Below are 21,012 nucleotides of genomic sequence, written 5' to 3' on the forward strand. Positions count from 1 at the left end.
TATTTTCTTATGGTAAATGTATAGTGATATATACCTGTTCAGCAGGTGAACTAATAATATTCTGATAGCCTGCTAATGATTTATTATTTTGATGTGAAAGCATAAAATTTAAGCCAATAAATGAAGATAAAGCAAAAATCGCTAAAAAGATTAAAATTCCAAAAAATGGTAATTCGCGATGAATAATATGTTTGATTTGGTCAGGTAAACCTGAAAAAGGGGAAAAAGATGCTTTTTTTCCTTTCAAGAAGTCGATTTCATCTGCGACACGTGCAACCAGATGATTTAAATTTTGTATAGACTCGATTCGAAATTTCCCATGAAAACCGAGCAACATGCAATAGTGAAATACTTCCAATGCTGCGAGTCGTTCTTTACCGCGGCTACGGAGGAATTCTAAGATTTCGAAAAAACGATAACCAGCAAGTTGCGAACCAAAAAGACTCAACTGTAAAGGGCTAATCATCCAAGTGTTTTGCAAATCAAAAAACTGAGCATCTTGTTGGGTCACAACCGTTTCATCCAGTAATGCACAATAGGCATATTTGGCATCATGAATATCATCCGCTGAAAATTGCAGTTTTCTTGCCTGATTTTCAAAGCGGTTTAAGAGATTTAAAATTTTGTCCCGGAACTCATCTGCATTAGAAGGGATATATTGGTTCTTCAGTAAAAAAACGATATAGAAACCATCATGTAATAAATCGACAAGATTGGTCGCACTGGTAACTTTGGCTTGAGTCGTGGTTGAGTTGGAACCTATGCCTATTTGTCCATCATCAAAAAGCGAAGGCGCATTATTATTTATATTCATCTGAAACCTCCTTAGCTATTCATTACAGCAATCAGTTCAATCGAAATATCTTGAAAACCTGCAGGGATATAAATACAGATCGATTCAGCATCGAGCATCCGTTGATAGAGATCATTGTTCGGTTCAATTTCAAAATAACTCACACCAGAACGTACCGGAATTGCCGTTGGAACCTGCATTAAGTGATGTAAAGGGATAACTGGAAGTGCGGCAATAACGCGTTGTTCAACATCGATAGAAGTACCTACTTTAAAACGCAGCGGGACGAACTGTACCAGTTCATGGGTTTGCATCATGCCACTTGAAACTGCGATATAAAGTCGCGTGTCACGCGTAATTTTGTCGGATTCAAGACTACCTATCCAATAAGATGGTCGAGCTTCTTTCAACGCGATACTGAGATAGCGATTTGAAATAATTGTGTCCAGCAAATCACGTAAAATCACATCGAGTTGGGAAAAGCTCTCTTGTAACTGATGATGCCTATACTGTGGTAATTGATCAACTTCATATGCTGTTGAAAAGGTAAGTAATGATCCGGTTAAACGCAGTAATTCGAAAAATAATCGTTCCGGGTGGCTATGTGGATACTGCAAAAGATGATTCAGTGTGGTATGTGCAGTATTTAAGGTATTGACTAACCAAAAAGAGACAATATCGCCTGAACGGAATTCAATCAGTTTTTGTTCGTTTTCACGATTGTTGCTTTGAATGGTTTTTATCTTGGCTTTAATTATATTTAAGGTACGTTTTAATCCTGAAATCAGCGTTTCGCATGCTTCAATATGCAAGATCGGTGGAATAAACTTGCGATCGAGTTCAAAATTTCCCGAACTTTGACGTTTAACTTTTGCCACAGGTAAATATAAAAAGCCATCCAGTTCATGGTTAGGTTCAATACCGAATTCAAATAATTTAAATTCTGCACGGCGTCGTAATAAAGTAATATCTGCTACGCTTGCATCAGTAAATAAATCATGTGTTTCGCTAAGATGTGAATGATAACGGCTTGGTTGGGTACTCTCCTCAAAAGAGACATTGCGTTTATTAGGTTGAATAATCGGTAAGGCTAAATAGACTGTCATTTCACCACGTAAACTTAACTCATTCAGTTGAATCGGTTGTGGTAATAAGTCACGTGCAGGTGCTTGGTAAATATCGCCATCTTGCCAAATCATATTCACTTTTTCTAAAGCCAAGACATGGGTGCTTAATTGTACTTCATCAAACTGGATGGATTGCACACCATAAGCAAAAGGAATGGTCGAGCGAATAGTATGATTTAAGCGCTGTTCATGATATGCATCTTGTAATTGAAAATGTTGTGGGCGTAAAAATAAGCCTTCGCCCCAAAGAATTTTTTCTGCTTTAAACATGTAATTTACCAATTATTATTTGTTTCATGATTATTTTTTTGTACACCTAAAAGCTCATGTACAGTTTCTAAAGGATTTTCATTTTTTATCACTTGGCTTAACCATTCATGTAATGGCATCTGACTCCACTTGATGGTTTTTTGCAGCATATAGCTGACTGGACTATGCGGTTCATTGGCCTGAAAATAATCTACAAGATCTTGTAGAACTTGCATGGCCTGTTCACGATTTGCCACATGATTTTGAGCTTGTGGTTGAAATTTTTGTGGATGCGTTGCGGATGCAATTTCAATGGGTGAATGAATAGCTTCAGGTGATTTTTTTGTTTTTGATATAGTATTTGACTGACTCATTGCTACTGCTTGTAATTCAAAAGCATCTGTTTTATATATTTTTCTCAGACTGTTATGAACTGCTTCCATTTGCACATCAATTGCCGCAAAACTTGGTGCATCTAAGCCCAGTAAGCCATCCAGCACATTTTTTAAAATATTCCATTGCTTCAAAATTTCTAAAAAATTCTGATAGTTTTGATATTGAAAAGATTGAGTTGTGTTGAAGAGTGCCTGTTCGAATTTCTCAAGTGACGATTTTACTTGCACCTTTTCAGTATCTTCAGGATATTTACGGCGTAAATTTTGTTGGTGCAATAAGCCGTCATAATCAATTAAAGAATAAAAAGGTGACACATTCACCACGGGGGTATTTTTGATTAGCGCTGGCAGTTGATTAATCAGTCCTTGCAGTAACCCCAGACGTTGATCCAAATCATCATCTTCAATTTCTGGATGCAATAACATCCAGAAATCATTTAAGCTACGTTGTGTCAGCTCTAGACCTTTGGCCACGCCTGCAAAACCATACAGGTTTGACCATGCTTCAATCAACCAGCTATATAACCGAATATCTTTGGTTTTCTCGGTCAGTAATTCAGTTGATTTGGAATTTACAAAAATCCAGTCGGCCTGTTTAGGTTCAGCAATCCAGTCACCCTGATCTAATAGTGGATCATCCTGAGTTTTTGCTTTCTTAATGGCATGAAACTCATTTGAAAATGAACAATCCATCCCGCACGGGGCTTCATCTGAAATTGCTTTTAATAATACTTCGAGTTCTAAACTCATGTTCTGCCTTTTTAATTTTTTAATAAAGTTTTTATAAATTATGATTCTATAGCTTTGGTTTTTTTTGTTCTTTCTTTTGTGGTTTTCGCAACAGGATCAAGTTGATAAACGATGTCATCCCCCTGAACATCAATATAGATTTGCTTGGGTGATTTTTGTTCTGCTAAGCAAACTAAAATGTGTGTGGCTAAGGCAGGTAATATCGAAGAATTAAGAATGTTATCTACATTACGTGCGCCACTATCGACTTCGGTGCAACGACTGAGTATTAATTCAATCAAGTCTTCACTATAGGTAACTTTGCTTGAATATTGTTGTTCTAAACGTGCAGTAATTTTCCCCAATTTATGCTTAATGATACGTAGCAGTAATTCATCATGTAGAGGGAAGTAAGGTATAACACGCATACGACCTAGAAATGCAGGTTTAAACTGTTTATATAAACTAGGTTTTAGTTGATCTATTAATTCTTCTGCAGTAGGCCATTCAGTAACAGGCGAGTTTAAGCAAGCTTGCATGATGTCACTCGAGCCTGCATTGGAAGTTAAAAGAATAGTGGTATTTTTAAAATCAATTAAACGACCTTCACCATCTTCAAGCATACCTTTATCAAAAACCTGATAAAATAATTCCTGAACATCGCTATGGGCTTTTTCAATTTCATCGAGCAAGACAACACTATAGGGATTACGTCGTACCGCTTCAGTTAAAACACCCCCTTGACCATATCCGACATAGCCAGGAGGAGCACCTTTAAGCGATGAGACGGTATGCGCTTCCTGATATTCAGACATATTAATGGTAATCAGATGAGATTCACCCCCATATAATTCATGAGCAAGGGCGAGTGCAGTTTCAGTTTTACCTACACCACTTGGACCCACCAATAAAAATACACCTTGCGGCTTATTGGGATCTTCAAGTTTTGCTTTCGAAGTTTTGATGCCCTGAACCAGTTGCTGCAATGCATAGTCTTGTCCCATGACGCGTTCAGCCAACTTGTTTTCTAAAGTCAGAATCTGCTTAATTTCATCATTGACCATTTTCCCGACAGGAATACCAGTCCAGTCAGAAATAATTTCATTGATTACTTGTGCATTTACACGTTCATAAACCAAGGGTGAGGTCCCTTGAATATCAACCAATTGCTGACGAAGGGCAGTGATAACGTCTTTGTTTTGATCTACGGGTTTATGAGACTGTTCTTGTTGCTCTAGAGATTGAATCTGTTGAACAAAGTTAAGTTCAGATTGCCATTGTCGTTCTGTAGCTTTAATTTCAGATTTAAGTAATTCAATTTTCTGACGTAATGCTTCTAAACGTTCATGATGAATAGGTAGATGCTTATGTTCATTTTCTAGAATTTCACGCTCAAGATTCAAATTATGTTGTTGTGCCTTGAGCTGGTCTAGCTTGACTGGTTGAGCATTCTGCGTGAGCGCAACACGAGCGGCTGCAGTATCAAGTACGCTAATCGCTTTATCCGGAAGTTGACGTCCACTGATATATCGATGAGAGGAGTTTACTGCTGTCACAATCGCTTCATCTTCAATCTGCAAATTAAAATGCTTTGCCATGACAGGAATCATGGCACGAAGCATGTCTATTGCGACAACTGCCGTCGGTTCTTCAACTTTTACGACCTGAAAGCGACGACTTAATGCAGCATCTTTTTCAAAATATTGCTTATATTCAGCCCAAGTGGTTGCAGCGATAGTTCGCAATTCACCGCGAGCCAAAGCGGGTTTGAGTAAATTTGCAGCATCATTTTGACCAGCTTGACCACCTGCACCAATTAAGGTATGTGCTTCATCAATAAATAGAATAATTTGGTAGCTTGAGCTTTGAACTTCCTGAATGACTTGTTTTAAACGGTTCTCAAATTCCCCTTTAACGCTGGCACCTGCTTGTAATAGCCCCATATCAAGCACATGTAAATGGACATTTTTTAGAGCATCAGGAACCTGATTGTTAGCTATTTTTAGGGCTAAACCTTCAACAACTGCAGTTTTTCCAACTCCAGGCTCCCCTGTTAAAATAGGATTGTTTTGACGACGGCGCATTAAAATATCAAGCATTAAGCGAATTTCAAACTCGCGACCAATGACGGGGTCAATCGCACCATTTTTTGCTTTTTCCGTTAAGTTAATGGTGTACTGATCCAGAGCAGGGGTTTTTAATACTGACTCGGCTTGCTGCTTTGTTTTTATTATGTCTTGCTGATCTGCATTTTTTTCGTTTTCACATTCAATACTGTGTGAACATATATCTAAAAACTTATGTTTCATGGTATCCAAAGGGAACAAGTCAAATAGACTGGAAGCGCGAACTGCAATTTGATAAAGATCAGACCCAGTCAATAATGCAATCAGTAAATGCCCACTACGAATGAGTGGTTTTTGTTCTGCTGAAGCCAACAACCAGGCTTGTTCTAATAGACCTATAATTGATTTTGCAAAAATAGGGGTTCGTGCATTGCCTTTAGGTAATTGTGAAATACTTTCTTTCAAATCATTCATTAAACCATCAGTCGAGATTTTGTATTTTTCCAATAACAGCTGTAAATCATTTTTTGAATTATTCTGTAGAAGTTCTAAAAAGAAATGTTCAATTTCTATTTCATAATTTTGTTGAGAAATACACGTATTGGCTGATTTTTCCAGGGCTAAACGGGCACTAGAAGATAATTTTGTAATTAAAATTTTTAAATTATTCATATGTTACTCAACATGCTAAAAGAACAATCAGTTTTTGTTTTTATCTCAATACTGAATTGATCGGATTTTATTTTTTTAAATTTTTATTAAAAACAATAGCTTATTTTTTATTGGTTAAAGTATCTGGCACATTCTACACATTTCTTTCGAAATATTAAAAAATATTTGATCAAAATTAGGCTCTTTTACATAAATAAACAATAAAAATGATAAAAGCATCATTTTTTGTTAATTCCCTGTTGACTTTAAGTGGTTATTTTTTGTTAAATTCGCAACGTTGATTTGAAGTTATAAAAATTAAACTAAAATGAGAAAATCGAGGAATATGATTTAACTCAGCTAAACAATAAAATTAGAATAATTAGAGGCATCTTTTGAATAAAAATATATTTTTTATCCCCTTGATTGTAATGATCTCGGTGAGTCAATTAACTTTTGCCGATGAAAAGCCAGTCGAGCTAAAAAAAGGGTGTATGAAAGATTATCCTTTAGTTATTGGCGAAACTGACCCAAACTTACTCAATATTTATAGCCAAATATGCGATAAAAAGAATAAGAAAAATATTACCTTGCAAAATGAATTATTAATTCAAGCTGCACAAAAATATCAACAACTTGGAAAGAATCTAAAAGCATTACAGCTCGTAGAAAGTTTAGGTCAACAAAATGTTCAACGTACTGTACTGACGGATATTGCTTTTCTTGCAGGAGTGGGTATTGCTGATAGTTCTTTGCAGCATATGCGTTCTAATGAAATGCGTTATTTAAGTGCAAAAACGACTTATCCTGCAGCGAAAAAACTGTCTGAAAGTATTTATACCTCACTACCTGAACCTGACACATCTGATGCTAAAGCAATCACGGAGATATCTATTAAACAAAAAAGATTAACTAAAACTGTTTCATCAAATCGTTCAGGTAATAAGACAACACGAACAGACCGCGCAAAAAATATTAATGCTCATCCAATGCCAGTAAAAGCAAGCACACGAAATACAACAGTAATGACCAAACCACAAAGCGGCAATACAACAGTTTCTGGTTCAAGTCCTTTTGCTTCATTTAATAAGAACTAAAATAGGAAAATATTCATGGCTAAACGTGAAAGTGTGCAAAAGAAATTACAACGAATTCGTCCACCGCGTGTACAACTGACTTACGATGTGGAAGTGGGTGATAGTAAAGAGATAAAAGAATTACCTTTTGTTATTGGAGTGTTAGGTGACTTTTCAGCGGCTTCAGAATTAGAAAAAACAAAGTTAAAAGATAAAAAATTTATCAATGTTGATTTGGATAATATTGATGAGGTCATGGAGTCGCTTGCGCCACGTGCAAATTTTCAGGTTGAAAATACTTTAACTGAAGACGGTGGGCGTATGTCAGTCGATTTAACCTTTAACTCAATGCAAGATTTCCGTCCAGAAAATGTGGTACAGCAGGTTGATCCTTTACTTAAACTGGTAGAAGCGCGTGAGCGTTTAACCGATTTACGCAACAAAATTTCGAATAATGAACGTCTTGAAGACTTACTTGATGAGGTTTTACAGAATACCGATCAAGTTCGCAGGTTAAGTGCGGAGGCAGAACATGAATAATTTACAAACTGCTCGTATGCCCCATACAGATGTTGACGAATTTACTTTGCTTGACTCTATTGTAGAGCAAAGCCGTATTGCCCGTAATGATGAAGAACATGACCGCGCAAAAAGCTTAATTGGCGAATTAGCCAAAGAAGTCATGGCGGGAACTATTATAGTTTCTGAAAACATGATTTTGTCGCTTGATAAGCGAATTGCAGAAATTGATGCTTTAATTTCAAACCAGTTAAGCAAAATTATTCATCATAAGCAATTTCAAAAAATTGAATCAACATGGCGTGGTTTATATTATTTCTGCCAAGAAACGCCTTCACATTCTCTAATCAAAATTCGTATGCTCAATACGACTAAAAAAGAACTGACCAAAGATTTTCAGGGTGCGACAGATTTTGACCAAAGTACATTATTTAAAAAAATCTATGAAGAAGAATATGGTTCATTTGGTGGGGCACCATACGCAACTTTAATTGGTGATTTTGAATTTGATCGCACACCATCAGATATGTATTTGTTGGAGCAAATTTCTCATGTTGCAGCTGCGGCACATGCGCCATTTATTTCAGCAGCAAGTCCTAATATGCTTGGACTTGAATCATTTACTGACATTGATCGGCCACGTGATGTTTCTAAAATTTTTGAAACAGCTGAATATGTGCAATGGCGTTCATTCCGTGAAAGTGATGATGCGCGCTATGTCGCATTAACCATGCCACGCGTATTAAGTCGTCTGCCATATCATCCTAAAGAAGGTACTGCGACTGAAGGTTTTAACTTCGTAGAAGAAGTTTCGGGCCAAAATCATGAGGAATATTTATGGATGAATGCAGCCTATGCATTTGCGACGCGTTTAACCAATGCCTTTGATATGCATGGCTGGTGTGCAGCCATACGGGGTGTTGAAGGTGGGGGCTTGGTTGAAGGCCTACCGGTGCATACTTTTAAAACCCATGATGGTGAAGTTGTGGTTAAATGTCCAACTGAAATTGCCATTACCGACCGTCGTGAAAAAGAACTCAGTGATTTAGGCTTTATTCCGCTGGTGCATTGTAAAAATACAGATTATGCCGCTTTCTTCGGTGCGCAATCGACTCAAAAACCGAAAAAATATGATAGCGATACTGCAAATGCCAATTCAGCTTTATCTAGCCAGATTCAATACATTATGGCGGTTTCTCGTATTGCCCATTATCTAAAAGCCATGATGCGTGACAAAGTGGGTAGTTTTGCCTCTGCGGGAAATGTGGAAGCATTTTTAAATGAATGGTTATCGCAATACGTTTTGTTGGACGATGGAGCCTCGCAAGAAGCGAAAGCACAATATCCGCTTCGTGAAGCTTCAGTAAAAGTTGTAGAGAACCCAGCTCAACCTGGACACTACAAGTCTGTGGTCTTTTTAAGACCACATTTTCAATTGGATGAGTTGTCAGTTTCTTTACGACTTGTTACTGAGTTACCTCAGTCCTCTCATTAATCAGAGTGCAATTTATAATAACTTAAAATTAAAATAGGAAAATTTATAAAAATGAAAGATATATACGTACAATTTCGAGGAAAATATAAAGTTGATGGCGAATCTCGTGACTCAGAACATAAAGATTGGCTAGAAGTAAACTCTTGGGCGCACAATATCCGTCAACCAAAATCTGCAACATCTTCAAGTGTTGGTGGTCATACTGCTGAACGTGTTGAACATTCAGATATGCTGTTTGTTAAAGATCTGGATGCAACAAGTCCAAAACTTTGGGAAGCTTGTTCAGCCGGTTATACCTTTGATGAAGTTCAAATCGACTTTTATCGCGCAAATGGTGATAAACGTATTAAATATCTTCAAATAAAATTAAAACATGTTCTGGTATCAAGCGTAACACCACATGTAAATGAAGAAGGTGTACCTACTGAATCATTCGGATTGAAATATGCAGCGGTAGAGTGGACCTATAATCAACAAGATATTAACGGCACCCAAAAAGGTGCTGTAACCAAGAAATGGTCACTTTCAAATAATACCGCATCTTACGCTGCATAATTTTGTGATAAGAATAGTGGCTAACCCATGTTGGCCTCTATTTTTCATCAATTACATGAATAAATAAGAAAAATATGAATCCAGATCAGTTATATCCATATGGTTTTAGAACAACTTTATTTGACCGTTTATTGCCTGAAACAGAGAAAAATTATCAGGGCATATCGCTTCAACAACTACGGGAATCTATTGCCTCTGATCTCGAAGATTTGCTAAATAGCCGCATGGCTAAATTGGATGACTTCATTGAAGATTTTCCTTTAGCGAAACAATCTATTTTGCAATTTGGGATTATTGATTTTGTTGGGTTATCGACCGCCAATCCAACTGATCGGGATAAAATTTGTCAATCGATTGAACAATCAATAGCTGCACATGAACCCAGGTTAAGACAAATTAAAGTAGAGATGTTGCTCGATGGTCATAATATGGGAGCCTTATGTTTAAGCATTCAAGCCTATTTGAACATTCATCCTCTATTTGAACCGGTTATTTTTGATGCTTCATTAAAACCAACAACACAACAATATGTTATTTCCGCACGATCTTAAGTGGGTTTTCTGTGATAGAAGAACTGTTACCGTATTATGAAAAGCAATTACAAGAATTTGGGCAACAATCACGTGAATTTGCACAAAAGTATCCAAAAATTGCTCAACGCTTATCGCTTAATCAGGAACAAATTGATGATCCGCATATTGAGCGGTTGATTCAAGCTTTTTCACTGGTTGCTGCTCGTATTGATAAAAAGCTAGCGGACAGTTATGACCTTTTTACCTGCTCATTATTCGAGGTCATGTTTCCTCAATATCTTAAACCTTTCCCTGCATGTTCAGTAGCGAGTTTTGAGGATATCAACAAGGTCAAACAACTGACTGAAGCACATGAAATTCCTAAATCAACTGCATTAAAGTCGCGTAGTTTTAAAGGGGTACAGTGTGAATTTACGACGACTAGGCCAGTTAGATTACTGCCTATTTTATTGAATAATTTAAGCTTTAAAACTAATCCAAGTGCACATATGCATTTAAATCAAAATGCGACCTTGAGTTTCAGTTTTGAAATTTTTAATCAAAGTAAAAAAAAGTTAAGTAATGAAAAATTACCGATTTATTTGGATGCAATTTCCAACTTTCCGTTACAGGTGTTAGATAACATATTCAATAAAAGTACTGGATTTTCATTAAAAATAGGGAATGATTTTATTGAAATTAACAATCCATTTGAAGTGGTGGGTTTTGATGAAAAAGAAAGTTTATTACCTATCGATCAGCATACTCATCATGCTTATCGTTTGTTAATGGAATATTTTTGCTTTCCCGAAAAATTTAATTATCTAAATCTCAATTTAAATTTTTTAAAGCATTTACTCGTCGAGCAAAACGAATTTGAAGTGAGGATTCATTTAAAATTAAATCTGAATGATCAGGCATGTATCCGAAATTATACTGAACTCAACATTGCTAACTTTAAATTGTTTTCGACGCCAGTGGTGAATCTATTTAATAAGCAAGCAGAACCCCAAAAAATCAATCATAAACAATTGGAGTATTCCTTGGCGACAGATGCTCATCATCCCGAATTTTATCAAGTTTATTCAATCCTTGAGATGAATATGATTCGGGAAAAAAGCAATCAAGATCAGGTCATTTTTCCTGTTTTGCCATTTTTTGCGATGAGTCATTATCATCAGGAGGGTATTCAATTTTTTTATAGTTTGAATCCCATTCAATTACAAAATAAACCCGTTGAAACGAGGTATTCGATTATTTCGAAACACTTGTCACCCCAAAGTACCAAGTCTGATTTTATCAGTACCCGGTTATTGTGTTGCAATCGAGATTTACCGCATGAGGCTTTAAGTCAGGCCAATAATATTCTTCATTTAAATGATAGTAGTTTGGCACGGCGTGCGCTTATGTTAAAAAGGCCCACTAAGCCCTATTATTTTGAACAAAATAAAAAGGAACAATGGCGCATTATTTCTCATCTTTCTTTAAACACATTGTCATTCATGAAAGGCGATGCGATTAGTCATATGAAGGAACTTTTGGAGTTGTATAATTTACCTCAATTAAAAGAAAATCATCTCATTATCGATTCCATTAAAAATATTGATTTTTCTTTAACGCAAAAACTCATTCAAGCTAAGCCATTTCCTTTATTTGTACGAGGTGTCAAAGTCAATTTAGCCATCGATTCGCAGGTTTTTAGAGGGCATAGTCTGTATGTTTTTTCACAACTTTTAAGTCATGTATTTAATTTGAAAGTTCAAATGAATAGCTATGTAGACATAGTCGTCAGTGATTCAAATACACAACAGGAGGTATACCAATGCGTTCAGAACGTTGGTGGAAAGATGCTTCTGTAATTGATGATCTGATAAATACACCTACAGCTTATGAGTTTATTCAGGCTACACGCTTATTAAGACACATGCCTTATACCGCTGCAACGCAGTATTGGGCAAATGACTTTAAATTTAACAGTTCTTTAAATCTTAATTTCCCCACTTCTGAAATTGAAACATTAACTTTAGAAAATGGGCAGATTCATTTAACCAATCTGATTTTCGGTTTAACGGGGATGCAAGGTACTTTACCGTATACCTATACCCAGAAAATGAAACACAGTAGTCGACAGCAGAAAGTAGAAACCATTAACTTTCTGGGATTGTTCAACCATAAGCTCACCGCACAATATGTAGATGCAAGCTTGACCTATCATTTGCCTGTACGTTATGAAATTGAACAAGAAAATGATTATCTTGATATTCTGCATGCGTTAAATGGTTATGTCAGTTCGCAACAGGATCACGCTGAATTAGATGATTATTTCGCTGAATTTTCAGGTTTAATGCAGGGGCAAAATAATACGGTCTATGCTTTAAGGACAATGCTGAATTGTATTTTTAAAGCTGATTTTGAAATAAAACAGTTTGTTGAAGAAAAATTCAAATTAGATGAGGCACAAAAAACAACTTTAGGCAGTTTAAATGCCAGTTTATTAGGTATTAATACATTTTGTGGAGAAAGTATTCGACAAATCGACGGAAAAATAGAAATACAAGTCGGTCCATTATCTAGAAAAGATTATTACAACTTCATGCCTAAACAGAAGCTGAGTGAAAAGCTTAAAATTTTTTTGTCGACTTGGTGCAGTCCAACCGTGGTGGTGGATTTACGCTTAATTCTAAAAAAAGAAGAAATGCAGCCTCTTTGCCTAAATTCCAGCTCACAGTTTGGCTTGTCACAGGGGGCTTTTTTAATGCCTAAACTTGCTGAACATAATTCAGAAACCTGTTATGCATTATTGGGAGATATGCCATGATTAAACTCATTCTGGGAGCATTGAGCAGTATCTTTCTAATTGTCAGCATAGCGATTATTTATTATTGGCGTGACATCCAATACGATCCATCTAGCATAGATTTATTGTCATATTTTATTGTTTTACCTTTAGTTTTATCTTTAATTCTGCTTTCACCATATCTAATTTATCAAGCTTACCAGGCATATAAATTGCGTAAACAACAACGAGAAATAGCTTTATTAGAGCAACAGTCGAATAAAGAAATATCAGAAACTAATGAAAAAGTTGAAGATGTTAAATGGTTAAATCTACATATCTTTTCTTCATCGGCATTCAGTGCATTTGGTGAAAATGAAGCCATTATTGATGAAATGAAAAACTTTAAAAGCCCAGAATTAGATCACAGGTTAACCAATGGTTATGGCTTACCTATCTTATCCTACAGAATTACGGCATTGGATAATGTATTGGAACAACAGAACGATGAGGAGGAGATAGAAGAGAATCAGGAGCGTTTGCAACGTATCCAAGCCTTAATTCAACACCAGTTAGAGCAGCAAAGCGAAATTTTATTGCAGGCGGCTAAACATCTAAAACAGTCTGCATTTTTTTATGATAGTGAACTGGCATACCAGTATCGTATGCATCCTGCTTGGAATAACTTTGACTTCTCTGTAAGCGATCAAACTAGCAATGAAGAGGAGTGGGAACTTCAAGTTGAGCAAATACCACGTTTAAATCGACTAAATATTCATATTTTATTAGCAGATAATTTATTGCATGTGTGGGATGAACATTTCAGCGAAGAAATGCTGCTTAATTTTATGCAGTCATTGGGGATTATTTCGCAGCATATACATATCCAACATCATTTTATAAATCAGCAAAGTTCCTATAAAAACTGGCTGAATTTATTAGATCAAATATCAACACAATCACATGAAGTTTCGTTAGTGATCAATGTGGATTCTGAAATTGATCAAGAATTGCTAGATGAAAAAATATGGTTGTCGGATCATTATTTGGCTGCAGAATTTGCATCCAGTTGGTGCGTAGCTGCTCAGGACCTAAAGATTAATCATGCAGAAGCCATCAAGTCACTTAAAATTGTACTTAATGGCCATGATCTAGTGGCGTGTCTAGATCATGCCGTACCTCATCATGCGGAATATACCCAGCAGGAACAGCCTTTTGTGCTGGTTTTAGATGATGCAATTGATATCAAGGTGATTAAAAAAACCAACCAGATTTTTGCCCCCACTTTAATAGAAACATATCATCTTTTATATACACAACAAAATTTTGGTCATACACAACCACTTGCAAAAATTTTTGGCTTTATGTTGGGCGTGCATATGCCAAAGGATCTTATAGCAATGGTACACAGTATCGATCAAGCCTCAACTCATGCTATTTTTCAAGCGGTTGCTGAATCAAATTAATTCGAAAAACAAGACATTTAAATATTAATAAAAATGAATAGAATAATGAGAATCTTATGTTTTATAACATCTTAGCTTATGTCTGGCAGTATGTAACCCATCCTAAAGCCATTATTGCACTATCTTTTTTAGTAGCACTGGTTTCTTCATATAATATCATTCCCCGAAATATTTTTTGGGCTTTGGTCATAGCCTATATTTTGATACTCATCGGCTATGGCATATATTGGCTGATGGAAAAATATCGTCATTCTAAACAGGGTGAAACACTTGCTGAAGCAATAAAAAATAATACGCATGCAGAATACGGCAAGCAGAAAGATAAAGATGAATTACAACTGATTAATCAGCAAATGAAGGAATCTATTCAACTGATTCGTAAGTCGAAGTTGGGAGATAGAAAAGGTAATGCTGCTTTATATGAATTACCCTGGTATATGGTGATTGGTAATCCGGCGGTAGGTAAGAGTTCAGCTATCTATCATTCGGGGCTTAAATTCCCCTTTGAACAGTCGCATCAAAAAATGGTTTCTTCAAGCTTAAGTGGCACTCGTAACTGCGACTGGTTTTTCTCGACTGAAGGGGTGTTACTCGATACGGCGGGGCGTTATTCGGTTTATGCTGAAGATCATTCTGAATGGTTAGGCTTTTTAGGTCTATTAAAGAAAAGCCGCCCTAAAGCACCGATTAACGGTCTCATCGTGATTGTCAGTATTGCAGAGCTGGTCAGTCAAAGTCCTGAAAAATCAATCAAACTGGCTAAAAATTTAAGAGCACGAATTCAAGACTTAACCGAACGTTTAGAGATTTTTGCACCTGTGTATTTGGTATTTTCTAAAATGGATTTGATCGCAGGATTTACCGAATTTTTTGATTGTTATGAAGTCAATGAATTTGATCAGGTATGGGGTGCCACCTTAAAATATGACTCGAATTCTGCAAATAATGCGGTTGAACTTTTTGAACAGCATTATTCTATTTTATATGATGGTTTAAAAGGGGTAAGTACCACGCATCTCAGTCGACGTCATTCACAAAATATCTCACCGAGTGTAATGACATTTCCTTTAGAGTTTAAGAGCCTAAAACCGGCCCTAAAAACCTTTATTGGAACTTTATTTGAAGAAAATCCCTACCAGTTTAAACCTGTATTCCGTGGTTTCTATTTCACCAGTGCCTTGCAAGAAGGCAGGATCGAAAGTCCAATGACAGAGCAGATTGCACAGGATTTTCTTTTATCCAAAAGTCCGAATAGGGAAAATAGCATACCGATCAATTCGATTTCCCAAAATCATGGTTACTTCCTGAAAGGTTTATTTTCAGAGGTAATTTTAAAAGACAAGAACCTGGTTAAACAGCATATTAATCCAGGACGTAAGCGACAACGCAACCTTGCTTTTATTGCTGCATTATTCGGTATGTCGTTGATCCTAAGTTTATGGGTATGGTCATATCGTAATAATCAACAGCTGATTGCTGATGTTCAGGCAGATCTATATCAGGTTATTCAGCTTGAAAAACAATCGGGACAAGAGCTATCAACGCAATTGAACGCTTTGTTGATTATACAGGATCGCATGCAACAACTGGATCAGTTTGATGAAGAACGACCTATTAAATTTAGTTTTGGTTTGTATCAAGGCAATGAATTGCGTGACAAGTTAAAAGCGGAATATTTAAAAGGCGTGAAGCAAATTGTTTTACAGCCGACACTGCAGAATATTGCCCAGTATTTACAACGGGTAAAAAGTAATGAAGCGACTTTAAAAGCCAATCATGTCAATGTTGAGATTAAGCAAGTTGCTAAAAATATACAATATTTAGAGCCATCTGAAACCAATCCTCAAGATGCTTATAATGCATTAAAAGCTTATTTGATGATGAGCAATCCACAGTTTATGGATTCAAGTCATTTAAGTGATCAAGTCACACGTTTCTGGCGCTCCTGGCTGGATGCAAACCGTGGTCAAATGCCGCGTGGGGAAATGATCCAGAAAGCGGAGCAAATTTTATCCTACAGTATGAATCTAACGAATGAGCAGAAATTTCCTATTCTTGAATCGGATACTTTGCTGGTAGATCAAACCCGCCAAGTTTTATTGTCCGTGATTCGGGGTATGCCTGCGCGCGATCGTGTATATAACGAAATAAAAATGCGTGCAGCAGTACGTTATCCTGCAGTCACGGTGAAGCAGTTAGTTGGGGAAAATAGCCAAAATACAGTACTGGGCAGTCATGCCTTGCCTGGCATATTTACCTATACAGCATGGTCGGATTATGTAGAAAAAGCCATTGATATAGCTGCAAACCGTCCAACGGATAGCAAGGATTGGGTATTAAACAGCACACAATCAGATGATCTGACTTTTAGTGGCAGTCCAGACCAAGTTCGCAAGCAGTTGACTGCACTATATAAACAGGAATATATCACTGAATGGCGTAAATTCTTGAATGGCATTCATTATGCAAAAACCCATGATTTCAAACAACAGGCAAAGAATATAGAAACTTTAGGTGAACCAGAAAATTCACCGATTCGTTCTATTATCAATCATATTGCGAAAGAAACCAGTTGGGATAATCCAGTCGTTCAAGCAGAACTCTCTGCACCGCAAACAGGTTTCGTGGCCTGGTTTAAACGTAAAGTTTTAAGTAATGATGAAGCTCAAATTGCACAACAGGCATCGAATCAAGCTCAAGGTGTAATTTCAAAAGAATTTCAGATGTTCTATCAAATGGTGCGTAAGCGGGATGATCAGCAGAATAAATCTTTATTGGATGAATACATGCAATCCCTTGCTCAAGTACGGAGCAAGTTTAATGATCTAAAAAGTGCAGGAGATATGGGTCCTTCAGCCATGACTTTGGTCAAGAAAACCATTAATGATCAAAATTCAGTCTTTAACGGTACCCAAAAAATTGTTGATGAAAAAATGTCCGTTGGACTAAATGAACTGGATCAACAAGTTTTACAAAAACTATTGATGAGCCCATTAACGCAAGCATTTAATAGTTTATTGATTCCTGCACAGGATGAGCTTAATAACTTATGGACGCTGCAAGTTAATCAACCGTTTGCAGCAAATTTAAGCCAAAAATATCCGTTTAATTCTTCTGCGAGCTTGCAGGCGACCAGCAATGAAATTAGCCAAATATTTGGTGGAAATGGCAGTATTGCACGCTTTGTGAAAGATCATCTTGATCCATTGGTGATTCGTCGTGGCTATACCTTGACCTCTAAAACATGGAAGGATTTAGGGCTGAGCTTAAATCCTCAATTTGTCATGAATTTCCAAGGTTATGTTGCACCGAGTAATGGAGTAGCGACAGGAGAGTTGAATCCAGCTTCAGTATCCGCTGTAACGAATCAATCAAACTTCCAATTTTATCCCTTGGAAAATACCCAGCTGCTTTCCTATACCATTGATATTGATGGACAAAGAATGGTCTACGAAAATGGCATTCAGCAATGGGTAAATTTTGTCTGGCCAAATCAAGGGGCTATTCCGGGTGCGCGTATTACAGCTGTAGATTTAGAAGGGCAGACCCATACGATTTTTGATGAGCCGGGTGAGTATGGAATAAACCGTTTAATTGATCGTGCGCAGCGTACTCAACGCGATGGTAGTTTTGAAATGATTTGGAAAAATCCACAAAATCCAAACCTAGCTGTGAAAGTGAATTTCCGTCTGATTAGTGGCAATTCGAGTCAAATTGGTTCGAGCCGGGGTTATGCTGGCATGCAATTGGTTGATCAGGTGGTAAATCATAAATCCGTGCGTGTTGTCGCTGCACAAGCAACATCGACACCTGTCGCATCAGTTAAAACCAATGCAACATCTCCATTATCAGATTTTAATGGAACAAGGCAATGATTGATCACAAACGACTAATCAGACTAATAGAAAGAGGAGGAGAGTTTTAATGTATGAAATGAAAACTTTCCCACTTTATTATGGTAAATGTCCTGCACGGGGTGATTTCCTGAAAACTAGAGGCCAGTCTTCTCTAATTCGATCGATAGATCAATGGATTACGGAGGCACTTGAATATGCCATGCAGTCATCAGATTTTAATGCCACATATGCAAAACTACCATCATTTGATTTTTTTATTGCTAATTCACAAGAAAGTAAGTTTCTGGTAGCTAATTTGATCGCCAGTGAAGATAGTTCAGGTCGTCAATTTCCGATGCTACTGAGTCATTTATTACAGGTTAATTCAGCATACGATCATATTTTGTACGCACCCTATAATCATAAGCAGACTTTGATTGATTTGTTTCAAAAAAATCGGATGATACATTCGGTACGTGATCCAGACGTTCTGCTAGATAAGTTAGAAAAATTAAGTAATGAGATTCAGATATTTACCAATGCAGAAAGTGCGGAATTTTATGAACATCATACGATTCATTCATTTTCACAGTTAATGAGAATGAGTGCTTATAAGTTTGCTCAAAGTATGATCGGTTTAGGATTATTGTTGCAACCAGTAATTAAACAAGGAACCAGCAGGTTAAAAAAGGTATTGATTTTACCGGTAAATAATCCAAATTATTGCTATGAAATTGCCGCTTTTTGGGTCAATTTAATTACCTGTTTTGTGTCTAAACAAAATACTGAATTGTTCTTTGGAATTTTACACAGTGATTCACCGGTATTGTTATTTGGATTCCAAGGTGCTGATATTATTACATTAAGCGAAATATTTAATCAAAAAATGGATTCAGAGCATTGGGTTTCATTGCTCAATGCAGACTGGATTGATCCGTATTTAGAACAAAATGCCGGTTTAGCAGCTTTGGAACAATGCCTAAGTGAACGCCAAATGAGCTTAAGCCAAGCTATGAAATTATTTAAACAAACATTTATTAATGAATAAAAATATGAAAAAACAAATAATTAGATTTATTTTTAATATCGTTTTCTTGATGTTAAATGCTGCCGTCGTTGCATATGCAGAACCAATCGTAGTTGAAGGCGCTGTACCTAATGAAACAAGTAAACAAGCAATTTTAAATAAAATGTATGCTATTTACGGTGCAAATCAAGTAATTGATAAAATTCAGGTTCGTGCTGTATCTGCACCTAATGGCTGGAGTGATTCTGTTGCAAAAGTCATTACATCAGATTTAAATAAAGTTAAACAAGGTAAATTATCTGTACGCGGTACACAGCTTGAGTTGATTGGAAAAGTGTCAAATCAAAGTGATATACAGCAAACCACAGCAAATTTTCAAAATTTGGTTCAAGCACCATATCATTTAAATATACAGTTAACAGTAAATCAGGCAGAACAAAAAATTCTTGATGATACTTTAAAAAATCGAATTATTGAGTTTGAATCTGGCAGTGCGATATTGGCTGAATCAGGTACCAAAATTTTGGATGAAATGGCAGTTGCATTAAGCAAGGTTACTGCAAAAAAAGTCAGAATTATTGGGCATACGGATAGTTCAGGTGATCCGGCTAAAAATTTAATTTTAAGTCACGAACGTGCAACTGCCGTAAAAAATTATTTAATTGGAAAGAATATACCAACAAGAAGTTTAAGTGTTGAAGGTCTAGGTTCAAACAAGCCATTTGCAGATAACACAACGGCCGAAGGCCGAAAGAAAAACCGTAGAATCGAATTTGAAGTTCTATAAAGCATATATAAAGAGCTACGTTATGTGGCTTTTTATAAATAACTTTTAGTTTTTTTCATGTTAGCCTCTGATTTTCTGCTGTATTCTCCAGAAGATATACGCATTTATCATAAGTAATGGTCAGGCTATTGGTGACTCTGCGGGGTTCAGGCCAGGTAAAAATATCATCTAATTGCTCGGCTGTTTCATTGATAGTACGGTGTAAATCCTTTGGATTAGAGGCAGTCTTTGCAAATTTGAGACTAAATTTCTCAATAAAGCAGGGTAACCACTTATTCACATCAGCAAGCGAACTGACGCCTTTCAGGCGCATCTCCTTAATCAGACGATCCTGAAGTGTTCTATTCGCTCGTTCCACATGAACTTTGGCTTAGGGTGAATTAGCGGAAATGATATCGATATTCAGAGGCTGAATACGCGTCCAAACTGGGTAATCTTGGTGTCTTTCTTGCGGCTTTGATTGACCCTAAAGACCGAATGTTTGTCGCTGTAAAATGCCAATGGTTTACCGTGCTGTTCGACATACAAGCGTGTTGAAATCATATAGTCAAAGGCTGATTCTGATTCAAAGAAGCGTGAATGCTGCAATTTACCTGTGGCATCATCAATAAACACCAGCAGACAGCATTTAGCAGCGCGTCCTTCGAATCAGTCATGGAGAGAGCCATCGATTTGTACCAGTTCATCATAACAATCCCGGTTATATCGAGGCTGATATGGGCGTTTCAGGCGCTGAGAGTTGTAAGAGCTGGGAGGCTTTAGATTGCGTTATGCGTCGATCACAGATTTTCTGCAAGACCGACAATCGTTTAAGTTTTTTATCCGACATAGATACCAACATATCAAACCGTCCGCTAAGCAATTCTTTAATTGAGTATTCTAAAAGCGGACATTTCTATTTGGGGCTTACAAACTGATTTCGTATAATGTATATTATGTTAAATCCGATACAC

The 21,012-nt window shown here is 36.7% G+C and carries 14 protein-coding genes and 2 pseudogenes; 11 read left to right on the forward strand and 5 right to left on the reverse strand.

All coding sequences use genetic code 11. The annotated features are described in order from the left end of the window. Nucleotides 1-7 precede the first annotated feature (7 nt). Genes icmH through tssH form a run of 4 tightly spaced genes read right to left on the reverse strand, consistent with a single transcriptional unit; the run spans nt 8 to nt 6,031 of the window. The gene (gene icmH / locus ACP69Y_RS14485; protein ID WP_425919124.1) at nt 8-814 is read right to left on the reverse strand and encodes a type IVB secretion system protein IcmH/DotU; all 807 of its coding nucleotides are present in this window, start codon (nt 812-814) and stop codon (nt 8-10) included. Between the two features lie 11 nt (nt 815-825). Then, entirely contained in the window at nt 826-2,190 is a 1,365-nt protein-coding gene (tssK, locus tag ACP69Y_RS14490; protein ID WP_425919126.1) for a type VI secretion system baseplate subunit TssK, read from the reverse strand. A gap of 5 nt (nt 2,191-2,195) precedes the next feature. Continuing rightward, on the reverse strand, nt 2,196-3,314 hold the full coding sequence (tssA, locus tag ACP69Y_RS14495; RefSeq protein ID WP_425919128.1) for a type VI secretion system protein TssA: 1,119 nt from the start codon (nt 3,312-3,314) through the stop codon (nt 2,196-2,198). Between the two features lie 38 nt (nt 3,315-3,352). Then, nucleotides 3,353-6,031: a type VI secretion system ATPase TssH gene (gene tssH / locus ACP69Y_RS14500; RefSeq protein WP_425919130.1), complete on the reverse strand. Its 2,679-nt coding sequence runs from the start codon at nt 6,029-6,031 to the stop codon at nt 3,353-3,355. Between the two features lie 374 nt (nt 6,032-6,405). Here tssH and ACP69Y_RS14505 point away from each other — a divergent pair, with 374 nt between their 5' ends. The 11 genes and pseudogenes from ACP69Y_RS14505 to ACP69Y_RS14555 form a co-directional block, all read left to right on the forward strand. After that, nucleotides 6,406-7,107 carry a hypothetical protein gene (locus tag ACP69Y_RS14505; RefSeq protein WP_425919132.1) on the forward strand — a complete coding sequence of 234 codons (702 nt, stop codon included), beginning with the start codon at nt 6,406-6,408 and terminating at the stop codon, nt 7,105-7,107. 15 nt (nt 7,108-7,122) lie between these two features. Then, nucleotides 7,123-7,626, forward strand: a complete 504-nt coding sequence (gene tssB, locus ACP69Y_RS14510) for a type VI secretion system contractile sheath small subunit (protein WP_425919134.1) — start codon at nt 7,123-7,125, stop codon at nt 7,624-7,626. Continuing rightward, nucleotides 7,619-9,100 (forward strand): type VI secretion system contractile sheath large subunit, encoded by a 1,482-nt coding sequence (gene tssC / locus ACP69Y_RS14515; RefSeq protein ID WP_425919136.1) that lies wholly within the window; start codon nt 7,619-7,621, stop codon nt 9,098-9,100. The genes tssB and tssC overlap by 8 nt, the downstream gene beginning before the upstream one ends. Before the next feature lie 51 nt (nt 9,101-9,151). Next, nucleotides 9,152-9,655, forward strand: a complete 504-nt coding sequence (locus ACP69Y_RS14520) for an Hcp family type VI secretion system effector (protein WP_086193152.1) — start codon at nt 9,152-9,154, stop codon at nt 9,653-9,655. A gap of 74 nt (nt 9,656-9,729) precedes the next feature. After that, a complete protein-coding gene (tssE, locus tag ACP69Y_RS14525) occupies nt 9,730-10,206 on the forward strand; it encodes a type VI secretion system baseplate subunit TssE (protein ID WP_425919139.1) in 477 nt (158 codons plus the stop codon). 11 nt (nt 10,207-10,217) lie between these two features. Then, on the forward strand, nt 10,218-12,026 hold the full coding sequence (gene tssF, locus ACP69Y_RS14530; RefSeq protein WP_425919141.1) for a type VI secretion system baseplate subunit TssF: 1,809 nt from the start codon (nt 10,218-10,220) through the stop codon (nt 12,024-12,026). Further along, entirely contained in the window at nt 11,990-12,985 is a 996-nt protein-coding gene (gene tssG / locus ACP69Y_RS14535; protein WP_425919143.1) for a type VI secretion system baseplate subunit TssG, read from the forward strand. Before tssF ends, tssG begins: the two co-directional genes overlap by 37 nt. Continuing rightward, nucleotides 12,982-14,409, forward strand: coding sequence for a hypothetical protein (locus tag ACP69Y_RS14540; protein WP_425919144.1), 1,428 nt, complete (start codon nt 12,982-12,984; stop codon nt 14,407-14,409). Before tssG ends, ACP69Y_RS14540 begins: the two co-directional genes overlap by 4 nt. A 56-nt stretch (nt 14,410-14,465) precedes the next feature. After that, nucleotides 14,466-18,284, forward strand: a complete 3,819-nt coding sequence (tssM, locus tag ACP69Y_RS14545; protein WP_425919145.1) for a type VI secretion system membrane subunit TssM — start codon at nt 14,466-14,468, stop codon at nt 18,282-18,284. A gap of 49 nt (nt 18,285-18,333) precedes the next feature. Next, complete coding sequence (gene tagF / locus ACP69Y_RS14550) at nt 18,334-19,293, forward strand: type VI secretion system-associated protein TagF (protein ID WP_425919147.1); 960 nt, start codon at nt 18,334-18,336, stop codon at nt 19,291-19,293. A gap of 70 nt (nt 19,294-19,363) precedes the next feature. Beyond that, nucleotides 19,364-20,059, forward strand: a pseudogene (locus ACP69Y_RS14555) (OmpA family protein); the annotation flags it as partial. A gap of 61 nt (nt 20,060-20,120) precedes the next feature. Here ACP69Y_RS14555 and ACP69Y_RS14560 read toward each other — a convergent pair. Continuing rightward, nucleotides 20,121-20,888 (reverse strand): annotated as a pseudogene (locus tag ACP69Y_RS14560) (ISNCY family transposase); the annotation flags it as partial. Between the last annotated feature and the right edge of the window lie 124 nt (nt 20,889-21,012).

The sequence above is a fragment of the Acinetobacter sp. TSRC1-2 genome (assembly GCF_049895885.1).
In the GTDB taxonomy this organism is placed as follows: domain Bacteria; phylum Pseudomonadota; class Gammaproteobacteria; order Pseudomonadales; family Moraxellaceae; genus Acinetobacter.

Coding starts and splice junctions, on each gene's coding strand:
- tssM (WP_425919145.1), top strand. CDS start 14,466: ATGTTTTATAACATCTTAGCTTATGTCTGGCAGTATGTAACCCATCCT.
- tagF (WP_425919147.1), top strand. CDS start 18,334: ATGTATGAAATGAAAACTTTCCCACTTTATTATGGTAAATGTCCTGCA.
- tssA (WP_425919128.1), bottom strand. CDS start 3,314: ATGAGTTTAGAACTCGAAGTATTATTAAAAGCAATTTCAGATGAAGCC.
- tssH (WP_425919130.1), bottom strand. CDS start 6,031: ATGAATAATTTAAAAATTTTAATTACAAAATTATCTTCTAGTGCCCGT.
- tssB (WP_425919134.1), top strand. CDS start 7,123: ATGGCTAAACGTGAAAGTGTGCAAAAGAAATTACAACGAATTCGTCCA.
- tssK (WP_425919126.1), bottom strand. CDS start 2,190: ATGTTTAAAGCAGAAAAAATTCTTTGGGGCGAAGGCTTATTTTTACGC.
- ACP69Y_RS14520 (WP_086193152.1), top strand. CDS start 9,152: ATGAAAGATATATACGTACAATTTCGAGGAAAATATAAAGTTGATGGC.
- tssE (WP_425919139.1), top strand. CDS start 9,730: ATGAATCCAGATCAGTTATATCCATATGGTTTTAGAACAACTTTATTT.
- tssC (WP_425919136.1), top strand. CDS start 7,619: ATGAATAATTTACAAACTGCTCGTATGCCCCATACAGATGTTGACGAA.
- tssG (WP_425919143.1), top strand. CDS start 11,990: ATGCGTTCAGAACGTTGGTGGAAAGATGCTTCTGTAATTGATGATCTG.
- ACP69Y_RS14540 (WP_425919144.1), top strand. CDS start 12,982: ATGATTAAACTCATTCTGGGAGCATTGAGCAGTATCTTTCTAATTGTC.
- icmH (WP_425919124.1), bottom strand. CDS start 814: ATGAATATAAATAATAATGCGCCTTCGCTTTTTGATGATGGACAAATA.